Below are 16248 nucleotides of genomic sequence, written 5' to 3'. Positions count from 1 at the left end.
TATGTTTTCCCGGCTCGTGCAAATTCGGTTCACCTGAGGCCTCTTGCGCATACCTTCCACGCAGGCGCTGCGCGCCCTCGACAGCTTCGCTCGTCACGGCAGCGTGTGGCGCGCCGCAGACGAGCTCCACCTCACCCGCAGTGCGGTCTCGCACCAGCTTCGCCTGCTCGAGCGCGACCTCGGCTTCGACCTCCTGCAGCGCATCGGCAAGGGGGTGGCGCTGACGCCGCGCGGCCAGCGCTACGCGGCCGATGTGAGGAAGGCGCTGACCGTGCTTGGCGACGCGGGAACGCAGAACAGCGGCGCCGGCGTCGGCGGGTCCTTCGCCATCTCCTGTCCGCCGGGCTTCGCCTCGATGTTCCTGTGCACGCATATCGGCGAGTTCCAGCGGATGTATCCGGATGTGGCGCTGTCCGTGCTGACGCCGCGGCGCCTCGACGACGTCAGCAATCCGGAGGCTGACGCCTTCATCGCCTTCGGCGTCGGCAACTGGCCGAACCGCGCGGTGGAGCTGCTGTGCGAGGTTTCCTTCACGCCGCTCTGCAGCCCGACCCTGCTCAACAAGGTCGGCGGCTTTTCCAAGCCCGCCGACGTGCTGCGCGCCAATCTGCTGCATCTCTCCGACACCGAGGACTGGGCGCGCTGGCTGGCGCTGTCCAAGGTGGAAAATCCCGACACAGAAGGGGGCATCTTCTTTTCCGACATGAACCTGGTCTTCTCGGCGGCGATCGCCGGCCAGGGCATCGCCATGGGCGACGAGTTGACCGGCCGCCGGGCGCTGAGCGAAGGCCGGCTGGTCAAGCCGTTCGAGGCGACGGTGCCTTCGCCGCGCTCCTATTATCTGGTCTTCGAGCATGCCAAGGCCGGCCATCCGGTGCTCAATGCCTTCGGCGAGTGGCTGAGGGCGAAGCTCTCGGAGAACAGGCTTTAGGCGGATTGAGGGCCGTCGCCCTCTCCGGTCGTCATCCTCGGGCTTGACCCGAGGATCCATGCCGTGACCTTGGCCCAAGGGTGCGGCGGGCGAGAATTCTGGACCGTTGCAACGTTCGTATGTAACGGCATGGATTCCAGGGTCTGCGCGCGTCGCTTCGCTCCTTGCTCCGCCTTGGAATGACGAGGGCACGAATGCTTTGGCAATCGCGAACGTTCGTGAGCACGCCGAACGCCCGAAAACGCTCCGGCCACCCACCAACCCTCGCCACCCGTGAATCAAATTTGCCGATCAGGCGAAAACTATTCGGTTGCGGTGAACGCGCGCCGTGCCTACGATTTCATCCGAGACTGAGGAAGAGGCAGGAATGCAGCAACCCGGCCGGGCCGCAGAGATCAAGGCGAACGGGATCGGCAAGAGCTTCGGCTCGTTCCGGGCGCTGGACAATCTGACGCTCGATATCGGCCGCGGCGAGTTCCTGACGCTGCTCGGGCCGTCCGGCTCCGGCAAGACCACCTTCCTGATGATCCTGGCCGGCTTCGTGCAGCCGAGCGAGGGCCGTCTTTTCAGCGACGGCGCCGACATCACCGATCGCCCGGCCGAGCAGCGCGCCGCCGGCATGGTGTTCCAGGGCTACGCGCTGTTCCCGCATATGAGCGTCGAACAGAACATCGCCTTCCCGCTCAAGGTGCGCAAGAAAACGGCTTCAGAAATCAAGCAGCGCGTCGGCGAGATGATCGAGCGCGTCGGCCTCAAGGGCCACGAGAAGAAACTGCCGGCGCAGCTCTCGGGCGGCCAGCAGCAGCGCGTGGCGCTGGCCCGGGCGCTGGTGTTCGAACCGGGCGTGCTGCTCCTCGACGAACCGTTCTCGGCGCTGGACAAGAGCCTGCGCGGCCAGATGCAAGCCGAGATGAAGCGGCTGCACCAGGAGACCGGCACCACCTTCGTCTTCGTCACCCACGACCAGAGCGAGGCGCTGGCACTGTCGTCGCGCGTCGCCATCTTCAACCACGGCAAGCTCTTGCAGGTCGGCAGGCCGGACGAGGTCTACGACCGGCCGGCCAACCGCTTCGTCGCCGAGTTCCTGGGCGAGATCAACATGCTGCCGGTGAAAGGCGTCAAGCCCGCCGACAACGGCGCCATCGGTGTCTGCGAGGATCGGGCGGTCAACATGCGCTGCAAGGCCGAAGCGATCAAGGGCGACGCTATCCTCGCCATCCGCCCCGAGCATATGTCGATCGCACGAGAGGCCACGACCGGCGAAAACGGCATTGCCGCGACGGCTGTCGCCTCGACCTATCTCGGTGCCGCGACCAAGCTCGACCTCACCACGCGCCAGGGCGCGAAGGTCACAGTCTCGGTGCCGAACGAGGTCGCGGCGGCGGCTCTCAGCAAAGGCAATTCCGTCTGGCTGACCTGGCCGGCGGAAAAAGGTTTCCTCCTTCCGGACGGAGGACAATGAGCACCGAAGCGGCCTGAAATCGCCGCACCGGCTTCCGGATCAGATCAACGAAAACAAGGGGAACTGACATGAACGACGATATGAACAACACGCGGAAACAGGCGATCGAGTCTCTTTCCGAGAGGACCAAGCGCGGCGAGATCTCGCGCCGCCAGTTCGCGCAGCTTGCGGGCCTGGTGCTTGCCGGCACGCCGATGCTGCTGCGCTCGACCGGCGCTTTCGCCGAGACGAAGGGGCTGGTGCTGGTGAACTGGGGCGGCGACGCCATCACGGCTTACGACGCGGCCTACGGCCAGGCCTTCACCAAGGACACCGGCATTCCGGTCAAGATGGATGGCTCAGGCCCGACTGAAGGCGCGATCGCCGCGCAGTTCAAGAGCGGCGCTCCGACCTGGGACCTGGTCGACGTCGATCCGTTCTCGGCCATCACGCTGGGCGGCCAGGGCATGCTCGAGCCGATCGACTATACGATCGTCGACAAGAAGAAGATGCGCGAGGGTTTTGGTTGGGAATACGCCGCCTCGACCTATTTCTTCTCCTATGTGATCGCCTACGACTCGCAGAAATTCGGCTCCAACGCGCCGACCGGCATGGCCGATTTCTTCGACGTCAAGAAATTCCCGGGCAAGCGTTCGCTCTACAAATGGGGCGTGTCGAGTTGGGAGGCAGCACTTCTCGCCGACGGTGTCGCGCCGGCCTCGCTCTATCCGCTCGACCTCAAGCGCGCGCATGACAAGATCGCCGCCTTCAAGGAAAACGTCGTCTCCTACTGGGGCGGCGGCGCCGAAAGCCAGAGCGTGCTGCTCAACGGAGAAGCTTCGATGGCGATCGTCTGGTCGACGCGCGCCTCGCTGATCGAGCAGGACTCCGGCGGCCAGATCAAGTTCATCTGGGACCAGGGCCTGATTTCGCCCGGCGCGCTGGCGGTGCTGAAGAACAATCCCGGCGGCAAGGAAGCGGCGATGAAGTTCATCGCCAGCACCCAGGACCCGCAGAAGGAACTGGTGATGTTCGACAAGCTCGGCCAGGGCCCGGCAAACCCGGCGGCGGATGCGCTGATCCCGGCCGACAAGAAGCGCATCAACCCGGTCGATCCGGAAAACATGAAGAAGCAGATCGCGCTCGACATGGACTGGTACGCCAAGAACTACGGCGCCGCGCTCGACGAATACACCAAGATCATCTCCGCCTGAGCGGGCGGGGATTTTCGCACTGATGAGAGGCACCCTCTCCGACAGGATGGGCGCGGCGCTGTTGATGGCGCCGCTGCTCCTGTTCCTTGTCCTTGCCTATGCCTGGCCCTTCCTCGGCGTGGTGAAGTGGAGTTTCACCCTCCCCACACCCGGCCTCGGCCAGTATCACGCCCTGCTCACCGACGACCTGGTGCAATCGGTGTTCATCCGCACGCTGCGCATCGCGGCGATCGTCACGGTCGTCTCGGTCACCGCCGCCTACGCCATTACTGTCGTCTGGGTACGCGGCAGCCCGGTGCAGCGCGTGCTCGCCGAGTTCTGCATCCTGGTGCCGTTCTGGATCTCGGTGCTGACGCGCGCCTTCGGCTGGGTGGCGCTCTTGTCCAACCGCGGCCTGATCAACACCTGGCTGCAATCGATCGGCTTCATCTCCGAGCCGCTGACGCTGGTGCGCAACGAGTTCGGCGTCATCGTCGGCATGTCGCATTTCCTCATCCCCTTCGCGGTGTTCCCGCTGGCCTCCGCCATGCGCAGCCTCGACGAGCGCGTGCTGCTCGCGGCGCGCGGCCTGGGCTCCAGCCGCATGCGCACCTTCTGGACGGTGTTCGTGCCGATGACGCGCTCCGGCATCATCGGCTCGGCGATGATCACCTTCGTCTTCTCGCTCGGCTTCTTTGTCACGCCGGCGATCCTCGGCGGCGGCCGCAGCGTGATGATCGCCGAGCTGATCTACCTGCGCATCTTCCAGAGCCCTGACTGGGGGCTGGGTGCTGCGATCAGCGTCGTGCTGGTGGTGTTCGTCGGCGCCCTGATGGCGCTGCTTTTCCGCTACGTCAAACCGAAGCAATTGGTGTAGCGCGATGCCCACATACCGCCCCGGTCCCGTCTCGCTCGCTCTGGCCGTGCTTGTGGCGCTGTTCCTGCTTTTGCCGCTGCTTGCGGTCGTCCCGGTGTCGCTGACGCCGAGCCGTATGCTGACGATGCCGACGGGGGAATTGTCGCTGCGCCACTACCGCTCGCTGATCGAGGACCCGCGCTGGCTGGAGTCCATCCTGCTGTCGATCCGGATCGGCGTGGTGAGCAGCGCGCTTTCCACGGTGCTGGCGCTCACCTTCAGCCTGGGCGTGTGGATGTTCCAGCCGCGCTTCACGGCCGCACTCGTCGGCTTCGTGCTGTTGCCGATGGTGGTGCCGCCGGTGGTCTCGGCGGTGACGCTCTATTTCCTGCTCACCTCGATCTCCGGCATCTCGTCCTTCTTCGGCTACGACACCTGGCTGGGTGTGGCCATGGCGCATTCGGTGATGACGGTGCCTTTCGCCACCGTGCTGATCCTCGTCTCGCTGAGCCAGCTCGACCGCCGCATCGACCTCGCCGCGCGCGGCCTTGGCGCAAGCGTGTGGGAGCGCGCGACGCGCGTCATCATGCCCAACATCAAGTTCGGCATCGTCACCGCGGCGCTCCTCTCCTTCGTGCTTTCCTGGGAAGAGATCGGCGTGACGCTGTTCATCACCTCGGTCAACGCGATCACGCTGCCCCGCCTGATGTGGATGGGCCTGCGCGACAACATCGACCCGGCGATCGCGGCATTGTCGGTGATCCTGATCATCATCACCGTGCTGGTGCTTGCCGTGCGCAGCGTCATCACAAGGCAGCGCAGCGGGCGCTGAAGCGTCCAGCCTAGACAAACCTGACCGAGACGCGACCAAACCTGCCCAGATCCCCGGCGACTTCATCGCCGGGCTCGACGCTTATCGGCGTGACGCAGGTGCCGGTTATCACCACCTGTCCCGGCTGGAGCGCGATGCCCAGGCCGGACAATTCGTTGACGATCCATTGAAGCGCGATGTGGGGATCGCCCAGCACGGCGGCCCCCGTTCCATCATGCCGCGACTTTCCGGCAACGAAGGCGGCCACGGGGTGCTTGGCGAGATCCACATTGCGCCAATCGTCCTCCACGGCCTCGCCGATGACAAACAGATTGGCGCAGGCATTGTCGGCTATGAGCTGCGGCGCCCCGACCGCGCAGAAATCGTCGTAGCGCGAATCCGGTATCTCGATCGCCGGATGCACGGTCGCCACGGCATCCATCACCTCGGTGATCTCATAGGGCTCGGCGCGCGGCCTGATCTCGCGGCCGAAGCGAAAGGCGAATTCGATTTCTGCCACGCGCATCCTGCTCGTCGCCAGCGAAACAGCGCCGCCGACCTCGACCGCCTTCTCGGCCAGCAGGCGCCCGGCCATCGGACCGTCGACGTTGATGTGCCGTTGCCCTGCCAGGCTGGTCGCTGCGATCTTCCAGCCGAAAAGCGGCGCCGCCGAGCGATCCATCACATGCGACTGGACGGCATAACGTTCGGCGCGCGTCCGTGGCCGCAACGCCTCGGGTATCGCATCGAGACGGGTGCCGTTGTCCCAATGGCTCACCAGCAGGCGCGAAGCGGCCCTGGCCTTTTCTGGATCGAGCATCCTCAGCCCCGGAAATCAAACGATGCCCCCGCTGCCCGCCGCTTCGTGGATCGGGAGCCCGGCATCGACCATTGCGCGACGATATGAACTCGTCCGCACGATAGGTGACCAGGAATCGGGAGTCCACATCGGCGACCAGCGAAAGAGGCCCGCCGGGAGCGGCGGACCTCTTAACCGCGCCAAAGTGGAAGTCTGGCTCGTGATGATCCGGGGGTGTGGATCGCGGGAAAGCTTAGCCAACGGAGGTCCGGCAGGCGATTTACAAATCCGTAATCTTCCAGCTGGCAAGAGCCATCAGCTCCGGCGAAAAGACGCGTGTTTTCATCGCCTTGCGCATCCAGGGCCTCGCCGGCGCAGCGTCGCTTCAATCAAAAGTGATGGGGACGCCAACGAGGCACCGAGCCGAACCGGCGTGGACCACGGCCAATACCCGTGAGAACGGCACCGGCCGACTACTGGCTCCCCGGAAGCATCCTGGTCAGGATCGTGTCCCGGCGAATGAAGTGATGATAGAGCGCGGCCAGGGCGTGTATGCCGGCCACGATCAGTATGCCGTTCGCGCAGAGCTCGTGAAGTTCGCGGATGGTGCGCGCGGTCGCTCTGTCCGCAGCAAACGGAGCCGGCACAGTGAACAGGCCGAAGAAGCTCAACGAGTCGCCCCTGAACCAGGTCAACAGGATGCCGAGGACGGGAAGCGCGACGAGCAACGCGTAGAGGGCGAAATGTCCGACTTTCGCGGCGGTCTGCTCGAGCGGCGACATTTCGGCCGGAAGCTCAGGCGCCCCCTTCACGCCGCGCAGCAGCACCCGCCACAAGACAAACGCAGCGAGCAGGAGGCCGAAGGAAATGTGCAATCGCCAAATGGCGTCGACCGCCGGATCGCCACGCGGATAGAACTCTTCGCCAAAGGTTAGACCATAGAGCAGAACGACCAGGGCAAAGAGAGCCCAATGCAAGAACTTCTGAATGGACGTATAGGTGGTGATGGCGGCCATCGCGCGGCTCCGTTGGACACTTACCCGTGTTTCGGGCGTGTTCCTGGCAGACTTGTGACCGCTATATTAAGAATCGGTAAGACTTCGACCAATTGACAAGAGAGCGCAAACAGATGCCCCGCGCCGTACGCACGGTCGGCTCACCTGTTCGCCGCCCCGGCAGAGCGGGGCCGCGCAAGGCGAAGGCCCCCCGGCCTCGCCTCGTCGCAGTCGATCAGGCGGCCTGCGGCCGCCGCATCCTTTCGACAAGAGCCTGCCGGGCCGGACCGGCGAGCGGCTTGTCCATCGTCAGCAGGCCGTCAAGCAGAGCGAGGAGCTCACGCGCTGCGGACGACTTGCAGGAGTAGTAGACCATCTGGCGGTCGCGGCGGGTGTCGACCAAGCCAAACCTGCGCAGTTTGGCCAGATGCTGAGAGAGTGCGGACTGGCTGAGTTCGACCTTGTCGGCGAGCGTGCCGACCGACAGTTCGCCCTCGGCCAGGTAGTTCATGATGAGCAAACGCTTCTCGTTGCCCATCACCGCAAGAAAGGCTGCCGCGCTTTCTGCGTTGGAGGTAAGTTTCTTCGTCACCATCGATTTCCCCATGTTCATGCTCTTCCGAGGCCATGGGGGCAATGGCTTCAGAATTCCAGAGCATTTGGTGGGCCCGCTTCGACATGGAATCGGAGCCTGCCCTGCTTCTTTGTTCGACCAAATCCCGTCGTAACCCGGTTGCCACCACGTCGAGATATTGGTCTCCGACAGCATGCGCCGCATTGTTGTACGACGCAAGTTGGCGCAGACTCGGAATAATTCCGCGCCGCTAATGAGTATCAGCGCTTCGTTGTTTCAGCAAGGATATAGCGAAGCTGGTCCAGTATCCGGGCAATGCCTCCGGGCCAGACCATGAGATGAAAAGCCCGCGTCGGGAACGACGCGCATCGTCGCCGTCTGCGTGAAGACTCACCCTCGTTTCCGAACCCGTGCTAATATTGGTCGGGGAAGAAGGGGGACATGAGCTGAAGGAAGAAGCCCATGTCCAACATTTCGCGAAACACATTCACACCCGCCGAGACGGCCCTGTTTGGGCGCGTCTTCGAGAGCGGGCGCGTCAACGGAGAAACCGAAGAGCAGAAGGAGGCGCGCGCCTCGCGCATCATCGCCAACTACATGGCCGGCATCACCGACGAGGCGGAACTCGTCGAACTGTCGCGCAAGCCGCTCGGCAGATAGACCAAGACCATGTCCGCTGCCGGCGCGTTTGCTCACATCCTGTTGAAATATCGGGATGAAACCTGCCGGGCAGTTACGCGTTTCTCATCTGCTCACAACGCATCAGGGCGCACAAGCATCAGGGGGTCGCGATGATCCAGGGATGGTTTTCCAGGCCAGTCGAAGTCGCCGTCGGCGTGGCAGGCTCGATCCGACACATTTCCAACGCGCAGCAGGCCATCGAATTGCTGACCGGCCAGTGGCGGGATGCCGGCAGCGCGCAACATGGCGCGGCGCTGCGCGCCTGCCGCCGGGCAATGAGCGGCGACATTCCGGCCGACAATGCCCGAGAAGCCTTCATAAGCGCCGCGCGCGAAGCGCATGTGCTGGTTGAGTAGACCCAAGGCGCGCTCGACGCCCTGCCTACCGGTAGAAGAGCCACAAAAGCACCAGCACCGCGAAGACCGCTGGAGAGAGCAGGATTGCGGCGCGCAGGAAGCACATGACCAGGTAGAGCGGAATGAACATGCCCGGCGGCGCCGGCACCTATCGGCCGTGCGAATCGACTTGGATCCGGCGCGCCGGCCGAAACGGTTGCCTGCGATCCGCTTCGGTGTGCAGACGGCTGCGCTCAGCCTCCTCGTAGAGCCCGAAAGCGGTCGCCATCAACGTGGCGACGGTCATGGTGGATGCAAGCACGGCGATCAGCATGAGAGGTCTTCCCGCGTTTCAACGGCGTGTCGGACCTGATTATCGCCGCGGGCGGCGGCGCAGCCAGTGACTTTGGTCATATGTTTTGAGCCGCGCCCGACGCAGTCCCGGCGGAATGAATCCGGCCTGCGAACCGATCCCGCGCGGACCATCGCCGATCGCGAAAATTCTTCGGAACATTATCGGCGGTGGGCGGTTAACGCGCGGGTCCGCCAATCACCCTGGACTCGCATCCAAGCGGCGCCTGCCGGCGCCGCGATCAAAAGACCACCATACCAACGGAGGATGTGATGAACGACGTCTGGTTTTCCGAACCGGTCGTGATCGATTTCGAGCCAAGCGGACAACACAAGATCTTGAGCTGCTTCGAGGCGGTCGAATGCCTCGACCAGCGCTGGCCAAGACGGGCGCGTGACCGCGCCTGGCGGTCGGCAAGCCGCACTTGTCGCGACGCGCTCGACGGCTTGAGAAGTCCAGTCGAAGCCCGCAAGACCCTGCGCAGGGCGGCGAAGGCCGCCGGCCTGCTGGCCTAGAGTGCTCCTTAGTCCCAGTTAGAAAAACCGGCACCAGTTCGCCCCGTTGTCCGGTCGGCCTATATGCCGCAACCCGAGAAAAACTTCGGAACATTTGTCGCTGCCGACCTGTTTCTCCCGTGTAGTCTCGTGACTACAGGGTTCCAGACCCAAGCCGAGCCCGTCCTGGCTACCCATCGCCGGGGCGGGCTTGATTCTGCAGTGCGTCGGTTGCCGAGCTTCGGGATCGCGCCTCGGTCACCGTCGCTTCGACCATCTCGACCGGGCTTGGCGGGCTTCGTTTTGTAAGGCTCGCCCGAAGCGTTTTATCCAGATCAAAATTCGAGGGAATGACCCGCCAACTCACGCGCGGAACCTTGACTGTCAAAATCGACAAACCCATATCGCCACTGGGCGCGAACCGCTGTCGGTCTCCGCCTGTCCTGAAACTCAATTGTTCGTTCGCTTGGAGGAAACAATGAACGATCGGATTTTCGACAGCCCTGTTTTCGTGAAGAGCGGGAACAGCCTCATCCAGGAAATCGCGTGCATCGAGGACGCCCTGGAATTTCTCTACGAGTGGCCGAAACACAAACGCGGTCCGATTTATGAAACAGCCCTTCGGGCCTGCCAAAGAGCGTTCGACAGCGACTACCCGCTGATGGCGGCGCGGGGTGCTTTTTGCGGTTTTGCGAAATCGGCCAGAATCCTCGAGGACGTGACCGCCCCGCCACCTTGGATGACCGGGAAGAACGGCCATGGCGGTGGATTGGCTGCCTAAAGTCATCGCGGAGCAGGGAGTTCGCGATGCTTTCCAAGCCCTTTGAAAAGCCCGTCCGCGTTTGGGTCGGATTGGGCTTCCCGCGCCAACTGAATACGGTTGTCGACGCCTACCAATTTGCAATCGATTGGTGCGGCAACAGCCCCGAACAAAAGGCCGCCATCCGCGCCTGCAAAGCCGCATTGATCGGAGACATCGAGGCCGAAACGGCGAGAGGTGTTTTCGTCGCCTTTGCGCGCAAGAAGGACATCCTCATTGAGGATGGAGCAATTCCTCCCGACATGAGGAAAGCTAGGCCAACTCACGTTTGACGCCTAAAGTGGTGCGCTCGACACAGGTCAGTTCGGGCGCCCCATCTTCTCATATTCGGCCGACCTTCGATGAGTACCATTGATGACAAAGGAACCACTGATCCGGTCACCCGCACATGAAGTCAACGCTGCCCGCTACGACAACGATTGCCAGGATGCCTTGGCTGCGCATCTTGATGATCTGCTTGATCAAGCCGAAACCGCCGGTTGGAACCGGAACCGTGCTGCTGCTGCATTGATGTACCTGGCTGCAAAGAGGCTCAATAATGCAGGCTCGCGGTAAGCAAAGCGACTTTGTCGCCCGCAGCCAATCCTGTCCCAGGCCGAGCCCGTTTTGGCTACCTGTCATCGGTGCGGGCTTGATTCTGCGGCGCGTCGCCGCCGGGCCGGACAATGGAATGAATGGCGATCCCGGCAGGATTCGAACCTGCGACCATCGGCTTAGAAGGCCGGTGCTCTATCCAGCTGAGCTACGGGACCGCTGGCCGGCCGAAGCCGGCTGATGCCACTCATGCCGAGGGACGCTCGACCTGAAGGTCAGTGCGTCCAGGGCGTCCTGCGGTCATAGCGGAAATTGTCCGAATAGGAAATCTGCCGCCGCTTCGTCTCTTTCGGCTCCTCGACGCGGAAGGCAATGCCCTGCTTCTCGGCATAGGCGACCGCCTCCTCCTTCGTGTCGAAGGTGAGCCGCACCTGGCTCAGCATGTCACCCGATGTGGTGTAGCCCATCAGCGGATCGATCTTCTTGCGCTGGGCAGGATCGAACTCCAGCACCCAGTGGCCGGTCTTGGCCTTGCCGGACTGCATCGCGGTTTTGGCTGGGCTGAAAATTCGCGCGGACATGAACACCTCGTTGCTGCCCGAAGACCGGGCACCCTGTTCGCGGCGCCCGTCCAAACCCGGGTTGGAGCCTGAGGTCGCGCGCCAACCCGTCAATACTGTGCAACGGCGCCGCCCGCAAGCGGCTGCGGGCCGGCAGGCGGTCCTGCCTGTCCGCGACACAATGCCGGGGCTCTCTGCAACCGCAGCCTATTCCCATTGCCATGCCAGCGGCATATGTCGGATACATGACCGTGGCATTTCGGGGCCATGACAACGATAAAGACAAGAATGGGCATGGAAGCGGAACTCTCGCCGGATTGGACCGGCGAGCCGGCGATCCTCGACGGCGCGATCGTGATCGGCGCCGGCGCAGCGGGGTTGGCGGTAGCGTACGCGCTTATCGAGGCCGGGGTCGCCACCGAGATCCTCGAGCGCGAGGGACGGCTGGCCGAGCCGTGGCACCACCGCCATGAGAACCTGCATCTCAACACGCATCGCGACCTGTCGACGCTGCCCGGCGTTTCCTTTCCGAAAGGCACCCCTGCCTTTCCGCACCGCAGCGCGGTGATCCGCCTCTTCAACGACTTTGCCCAGACGCACCGGCTGCCGATCGCTTTCGACGTCGCCGTCGAGGAGATCGAGTTCCGCGGAAGCCACTGGCTGGTGAAGACCAGCACGGGACCTCGGGCCGCCCGTCACGTGGTGATCGCCACCGGGCGCGACCGCCAGCCGTTCATCCCTACCTGGAAGGGCATGAAGGATTTCGCGGGCCGGATCGTCCATTCGGCGCATTTCGGCCGGGCGAGCGACTATGCCGGAAAGAAGGTGCTGGTGGTCGGCGCCGGCAATTCCGGCTTCGACGCGCTCAACCACCTTTCCGGCGTCGAGACCGGGCAGATGTGGCTCTCGGCGCGCAACGGGCCGTCGCTCTTACCCAAGCGCATCGGCAAGATTGCCGTGCATCGCTTCTCGCCCTTCATGGCGAGCCTGCCGGCCCGGGCGGCGGACGCGGTGATGGCGACGACGCAGCGGCTGGTCTTCGGCGACCTCAGGAAATTCGGCCTGCCCCCTGCCCCGTCGGGCGGCGCCAGCCGCCTCGGCTCGGACTATACGGCGATCGCCGCCGACGATGGCGCGGTCGAGGCGATGAAGGCCGGCCGCATCATCGTCGTGCCGCAGGTCAAGGAATTCGGGCATGACAGCGTCGTCCTCGAAAACGGCCAGACGATCGCGCCCGACATCGTCATTGCCGCCACCGGCTACCGCACGGGGCTGGAGACGATGGTGGGTAAGCTCGGCGTGCTCGATGCCAAGGGCGTGCCGCTGTTCAACGGCGCGGCGAGCGACCCGAAACTGCCGGGCCTCTGGTTCACCGGCATGCGGCCGAGTATTCGCGGCTGCTTCGCCAACGCCCGCATCCAGGGTGCGGCAATCGCCGGCAAGGTGGCGAGGCTGAAACGCTGAGGGACGATTTCTGCGTGCGATGCTGCCGTTTTTGGGTTGCCTTCCGGGCCACGGAACCCTATACGCCGCGAGCGTCGGAGTGTAGCGCAGCCTGGTAGCGCACCTGATTTGGGATCAGGGGGTCGCGTGTTCGAATCACGCCACTCCGACCAGTTTCCGTCCCCGTTTCCAATCGATGAGCGAGTGGCCGTAAACCCGCCGGGCGAGTCCCCAACAACCTCAAGCCCGGCGAGCCTACAACCCGATCTGGAACGCGATCGGGACCGGGATCAACCGGCGTGTCTCGCGGTGCAAGATGAATGCCAGCGGGAATTGTCCCGGAATGGGACTATGCGCCGCCCCATCCGATGTCGCGGGATCGGCCGATCAGCCGGGACGAAAGCCGTTCACACTTTTTCGGAATTGCTCCAGTTTCTGTGCGAACACGCTGCCGCCGGTCGAGAGCGTTTCGCGGAATCGCCGAACCGCTCTAAGTATTTGTTTTTACGCAATTCCGGACGGAAAACCGTTACACACTTTTCCTGGAATTGCTCTAGACTTTGGACAAAAGGGGGATTTTTCGATGCCCGGTCTCGAGGCGTTGCTGTCGCTGATCGGCCCGGCTTACCTGGCCTATTACGGCTTTAGGGTTCCGGTCATGGTCGTCTGGGCAATTCTGTGTGCTGCCCTGTGGATCTGGAACAACCGGCCAAGCAAGAGGCAGAATGGCGGCGCCGGCCGGTCGCGGTCGGCGAGCCTCATGTTCTTTGTCTTCGTCGCCACCTGCTACGTGGCGGCGCATACCGGGATCTATCTACTGGTGCAGCATCTGGCAGGACTATGGGCGTAGTCTTTTCCTTCTCCCCTAGTGGGACAAGGGAAAGGCCTAAATATCGAACTCGCCCTGCCCCTCGTCCATGGCGCTGACGGTCTCGGCGGCTAAAGCGCGGGTGATAGGCGTCTTGCGTTCCAGCGCGGCACGATCGAGACGCTCCACCACACGCATGGCGGTCGCCAGCGAACGCTCGATGCGGCGCACCAGATATTGCACGACATGCGGCTCGACCTCGACCTGGCGGTCGGCGAAGAGCTTTGTGATGACACCGGCGAGCAGCAGGTCGTCCGGCTCGTGGATCTCCACCGTCGCCGCCGCCTTCAGCCGCGAGATGAGGTCGGGCAGCGCGACGCGCCAGGCGGAGGGGAAGCGCCGCGCCGTGAGCAAAAGCGTGGAGCCGGCGCAGCGCACCGTGTTGATCAGGTGGAACAGGCCTTGCTCGTCGATCGGGCCCTTGTCGATGTCGTCGATCAGCGCCGGCCTGGCGCCGAGGCTGGCGATATGCTCGCCGATCCTGCCGGGGTCGATGGCGACTGCATGCGCCTGTGTCTGCCAGATCTGGGCGAGATGCGTCTTGCCGGAGCCCGGAGGGCCGGCAAGCACCACCACCGGCGAGGGCCAGTCCGGCCAGCGGTCGACAAGTGCCGCGGCCTCTCTGTTGGTCCCGGAGACGACGAGCTCGTCGCGCGAATAGCCGGTGCCGTGGCCGAGATCGAGCGGCAGCTGGCGCGGCGGATCGGTGCGCTGCGAAGCCATTTCAACCGCGCGGCGAACGATGGCCGCCGCCGCGATCGGCCGGCAGCGGCGACGCCGGCTCTGTGGCATGGCCCTTGTAGAGCGGCGATTCCAGATAGCGGGCAATGGCGAAGCGCACCAGAACGGCGATCGCCGCCGAAGCCGGCACCGCGATCAGCAGGCCGACAAAGCCGAACAGCGCGCCGAAGGCAAACAGCGCGAACATCAGCCACACCGGATGCAGCCCGACGCTCTTTCCGACCAGCCTCGGCTGCAGGATGTTGCCCTCGATGAACTGGCCGACGAAGAACACGCAGGCCACCAGCACCACCATGGTCCAGTCCGGCCAGAACTGGACGAAGGCGACACCGACGGCGAGCACCAGCCCGGTCAGCGAGCCGACATAGGGGATGAAGGAGATCAGCCCCGCGAAGAAGCCGATGAGGATGGCGAAGTTGAGCCCCGTGAAGGTCAGGCCGGTGGCATACATGACACCGAGCACCAGGCAGAGCGTGCCCTGCCCGCGCACGAAGCCGGCGGTGGCGGTGTTGATGTCGCGGGCGAGAGCGCGCACCGTCTCGACGTAGTCGCGCGGCACCCAGCTGTCGACCACGGCGACCATGCGATCCCAGTCGAGCAGCATGTAGAAGGCGACGACCGGGGTGACGACGAAGAGGCTGACCACCGAGACCAGAGCCACGCCGGAACTCCAGATCGAGGTGAAGACGGTGCTTAGGAAGCCAAAGCCGGAGGTGAGCAGCGAGTTCAGCCCGTCGCGCAGGCTGCCGGCGTTGACGCCGAAGCGCTGCTCCAGCCATCTCGGATCGAAGCTGGTGATCAGCGACTGCAGCCGGGTCAGATATTCCGGCAGCTTGCGGGCGAAATCGGCCATCTGAGTCGCCAGCACCGGCACCAGGATGACCAGGGCCAGCACCACCACGACGATGAAGGCAATGAGGATCACCACCGTCGCCATCAGCCGCGAGAGGCCGAGCCGCTGCAGCCGGTCGGCGACCGGGTCGAGGAAATAGGCAAGCGCCATGCCAGCGACGAAGGGCAGCAGGATGCCCGAGAAGACATAGAGGAAGAGCGCGAGCACAATTGCCGTGCCCAGCCAGAAGAAGACCTGACGACGCAGAGCCACGCCCGCCGAAATGTCCGCGGCTTCGCTGTCAGTCGCCGGTCGTGGAGCCTTCGCCATAGCCGCTCATGTGCCTCAGCCAGGCCACGAGATAGGCCGCGGCCGAAGCCACGGTCAAGACCCCGGACAGCAATATGAGCGCCGGCCGCAGTGGATCGAGATGGATGGAAAAGGCAAGCTCGCCCAGCACCAGCGCCGCCAGCGCGATCTGCACGGCGGTGTTTGCCTTGGACACAAAGAGCGGCTTCACCTCGACAGGATGGCTCATGACGCTGGACAAAACCACGGCGCAGACGATCAGGGCGTCGCGCGATACCATGGTCACCACCAGCCAGAGCGGCAGCTCCCCGGCAAAGCCCATGACGACGAAAACCGAGACCAAGAGAAGCTTGTCGGCCATCGGATCGAGATAGGCTCCGAGGCGCGAGAACAACCGATAGCGGCGGGCGATGAAGCCGTCGATGCCGTCGGAAATGCCGGCGACAAGGAAGCCGGCAAAGGCCCAGTCCCAACGTGTCTGCAGCATGGCCAGCACCACGGCGGGCACCAGCAGGAGCCGCATGATCGTGATCATGTTGGGTATGGTCACGTGATGTCCCGTCGTGCTGTGTTTTGGGAAATAGATGATGGAGATGGGAGGGGCGCGCAAGGGAGAACCGCCAATCTCCCCCTCGTGGGGCGATTGGCTCTCACCCGCCTTGCTCCCCGAAACCATTCA

General features: G+C 63.9%; 21 protein-coding genes and 2 tRNA genes. 14 read left to right on the top strand and 9 right to left on the bottom strand.

Translation table 11 applies throughout. The features are described from left to right. Positions 1 to 43: 43 nt before the first annotated feature. The 5 genes from EN853_RS22155 to EN853_RS22135 all read left to right on the top strand — a co-directional run bounded on the left by EN853_RS22155 (position 44) and on the right by EN853_RS22135 (position 5253). Positions 44 to 931: a LysR substrate-binding domain-containing protein gene (locus EN853_RS22155; RefSeq protein ID WP_127861465.1), complete on the top strand. Its 888-nt coding sequence runs from the start codon at positions 44 to 46 to the stop codon at positions 929 to 931. Between the two features lie 367 nt (positions 932 to 1298). Then, the gene (locus EN853_RS22150; RefSeq protein WP_127861466.1) at positions 1299 to 2393 is read left to right on the top strand and encodes an ABC transporter ATP-binding protein; all 1095 of its coding nucleotides are present in this window, start codon (positions 1299 to 1301) and stop codon (positions 2391 to 2393) included. Between the two features lie 80 nt (positions 2394 to 2473). Continuing rightward, positions 2474 to 3586 (top strand): ABC transporter substrate-binding protein, encoded by a 1113-nt coding sequence (locus EN853_RS22145; RefSeq protein WP_127861540.1) that lies wholly within the window; start codon positions 2474 to 2476, stop codon positions 3584 to 3586. Positions 3587 to 3608: 22 nt separating this feature from the next. Next, on the top strand, positions 3609 to 4442 hold the full coding sequence (locus tag EN853_RS22140) for an ABC transporter permease (RefSeq protein WP_127861467.1): 834 nt from the start codon (positions 3609 to 3611) through the stop codon (positions 4440 to 4442). 4 nt (positions 4443 to 4446) lie between these two features. Next, positions 4447 to 5253: an ABC transporter permease gene (locus EN853_RS22135; RefSeq protein ID WP_127861468.1), complete on the top strand. Its 807-nt coding sequence runs from the start codon at positions 4447 to 4449 to the stop codon at positions 5251 to 5253. A 10-nt stretch (positions 5254 to 5263) separates the two neighbouring features. Here the strand turns inward: EN853_RS22135 and EN853_RS22130 are convergent, their stop codons facing one another. From EN853_RS22130 to EN853_RS22120, 3 genes are all read right to left on the bottom strand, one after another. Next, the gene (locus tag EN853_RS22130) at positions 5264 to 6052 is read right to left on the bottom strand and encodes a fumarylacetoacetate hydrolase family protein (RefSeq protein ID WP_127861469.1); all 789 of its coding nucleotides are present in this window, start codon (positions 6050 to 6052) and stop codon (positions 5264 to 5266) included. Positions 6053 to 6504: 452 nt separating this feature from the next. Beyond that, complete coding sequence (locus tag EN853_RS22125) at positions 6505 to 7047, bottom strand: cytochrome b (RefSeq protein WP_127861470.1); 543 nt, start codon at positions 7045 to 7047, stop codon at positions 6505 to 6507. Positions 7048 to 7261: 214 nt separating this feature from the next. Continuing rightward, positions 7262 to 7621, bottom strand: a complete 360-nt coding sequence (locus EN853_RS22120) for a metalloregulator ArsR/SmtB family transcription factor (RefSeq protein WP_127861541.1) — start codon at positions 7619 to 7621, stop codon at positions 7262 to 7264. Between the two features lie 441 nt (positions 7622 to 8062). On the opposite strand from EN853_RS22120, the gene EN853_RS22115 reads away from it, so the two are divergent. Both EN853_RS22115 and EN853_RS22110 read left to right on the top strand, forming a co-directional pair. Next, positions 8063 to 8260, top strand: a complete 198-nt coding sequence (locus tag EN853_RS22115) for a hypothetical protein (protein ID WP_127861471.1) — start codon at positions 8063 to 8065, stop codon at positions 8258 to 8260. Between the two features lie 131 nt (positions 8261 to 8391). Then, positions 8392 to 8637 (top strand): DUF982 domain-containing protein, encoded by a 246-nt coding sequence (locus EN853_RS22110; protein WP_127861472.1) that lies wholly within the window; start codon positions 8392 to 8394, stop codon positions 8635 to 8637. Positions 8638 to 8785: 148 nt separating this feature from the next. Here EN853_RS22110 and EN853_RS34080 read toward each other — a convergent pair whose 3' ends face one another. Next, positions 8786 to 8950: a hypothetical protein gene (locus tag EN853_RS34080; RefSeq protein ID WP_167524553.1), complete on the bottom strand. Its 165-nt coding sequence runs from the start codon at positions 8948 to 8950 to the stop codon at positions 8786 to 8788. 290 nt (positions 8951 to 9240) lie between these two features. Between EN853_RS34080 and EN853_RS22105 the strand changes: the two genes are divergently transcribed. From EN853_RS22105 to EN853_RS22090, 4 genes are all read left to right on the top strand, one after another. After that, on the top strand, positions 9241 to 9483 hold the full coding sequence (locus tag EN853_RS22105; protein WP_127861473.1) for a DUF982 domain-containing protein: 243 nt from the start codon (positions 9241 to 9243) through the stop codon (positions 9481 to 9483). Positions 9484 to 9940: 457 nt separating this feature from the next. Continuing rightward, entirely contained in the window at positions 9941 to 10243 is a 303-nt protein-coding gene (locus tag EN853_RS22100; RefSeq protein ID WP_127861474.1) for a DUF982 domain-containing protein, read from the top strand. A gap of 26 nt (positions 10244 to 10269) precedes the next feature. Next, positions 10270 to 10554 (top strand): DUF982 domain-containing protein, encoded by a 285-nt coding sequence (locus EN853_RS22095; RefSeq protein ID WP_127861475.1) that lies wholly within the window; start codon positions 10270 to 10272, stop codon positions 10552 to 10554. Between the two features lie 82 nt (positions 10555 to 10636). Further along, positions 10637 to 10837, top strand: coding sequence for a hypothetical protein (locus EN853_RS22090; RefSeq protein ID WP_127861476.1), 201 nt, complete (start codon positions 10637 to 10639; stop codon positions 10835 to 10837). 120 nt (positions 10838 to 10957) lie between these two features. Here EN853_RS22090 and EN853_RS22085 read toward each other — a convergent pair. Both EN853_RS22085 and EN853_RS22080 read right to left on the bottom strand, forming a co-directional pair. Continuing rightward, positions 10958 to 11034 (bottom strand) — tRNA-Arg (locus tag EN853_RS22085). Positions 11035 to 11091: 57 nt separating this feature from the next. Continuing rightward, positions 11092 to 11397 carry an ETC complex I subunit gene (locus tag EN853_RS22080; protein WP_126084876.1) on the bottom strand — a complete coding sequence of 102 codons (306 nt, stop codon included), beginning with the start codon at positions 11395 to 11397 and terminating at the stop codon, positions 11092 to 11094. 273 nt (positions 11398 to 11670) lie between these two features. On the opposite strand from EN853_RS22080, the gene EN853_RS22075 reads away from it, so the two are divergent. From EN853_RS22075 to EN853_RS22065, 3 genes are all read left to right on the top strand, one after another. After that, entirely contained in the window at positions 11671 to 12840 is a 1170-nt protein-coding gene (locus tag EN853_RS22075) for an NAD(P)/FAD-dependent oxidoreductase (protein ID WP_127861477.1), read from the top strand. 75 nt (positions 12841 to 12915) lie between these two features. Next, positions 12916 to 12992, top strand: a tRNA-Pro gene (locus EN853_RS22070). 410 nt (positions 12993 to 13402) lie between these two features. Further along, a complete protein-coding gene (locus EN853_RS22065) occupies positions 13403 to 13669 on the top strand; it encodes a hypothetical protein (RefSeq protein WP_127861542.1) in 267 nt (88 codons plus the stop codon). 36 nt (positions 13670 to 13705) lie between these two features. On the opposite strand, the gene hdaA is transcribed toward EN853_RS22065, so the two are convergent. Genes hdaA through EN853_RS22050 form a run of 3 tightly spaced genes read right to left on the bottom strand, consistent with a single transcriptional unit; the run spans position 13706 to position 16119 of the window. Next, positions 13706 to 14410 (bottom strand): DnaA regulatory inactivator HdaA, encoded by a 705-nt coding sequence (gene hdaA, locus EN853_RS22060; RefSeq protein WP_127861478.1) that lies wholly within the window; start codon positions 14408 to 14410, stop codon positions 13706 to 13708. 1 nt (position 14411) lies between these two features. Then, on the bottom strand, positions 14412 to 15590 hold the full coding sequence (locus tag EN853_RS22055) for an AI-2E family transporter (protein WP_127861479.1): 1179 nt from the start codon (positions 15588 to 15590) through the stop codon (positions 14412 to 14414). Beyond that, positions 15562 to 16119 carry a CDP-alcohol phosphatidyltransferase family protein gene (locus tag EN853_RS22050; protein ID WP_127861480.1) on the bottom strand — a complete coding sequence of 186 codons (558 nt, stop codon included), beginning with the start codon at positions 16117 to 16119 and terminating at the stop codon, positions 15562 to 15564. The genes EN853_RS22055 and EN853_RS22050 overlap by 29 nt, the downstream gene beginning before the upstream one ends. Between the last annotated feature and the right edge of the window lie 129 nt (positions 16120 to 16248).

It is taken from the genome of Mesorhizobium sp. M1C.F.Ca.ET.210.01.1.1 (assembly GCF_004791585.1).
Taxonomy (GTDB): domain Bacteria; phylum Pseudomonadota; class Alphaproteobacteria; order Rhizobiales; family Rhizobiaceae; genus Mesorhizobium.
This window is presented reverse-complemented; position numbering and strand designations above follow the sequence as displayed.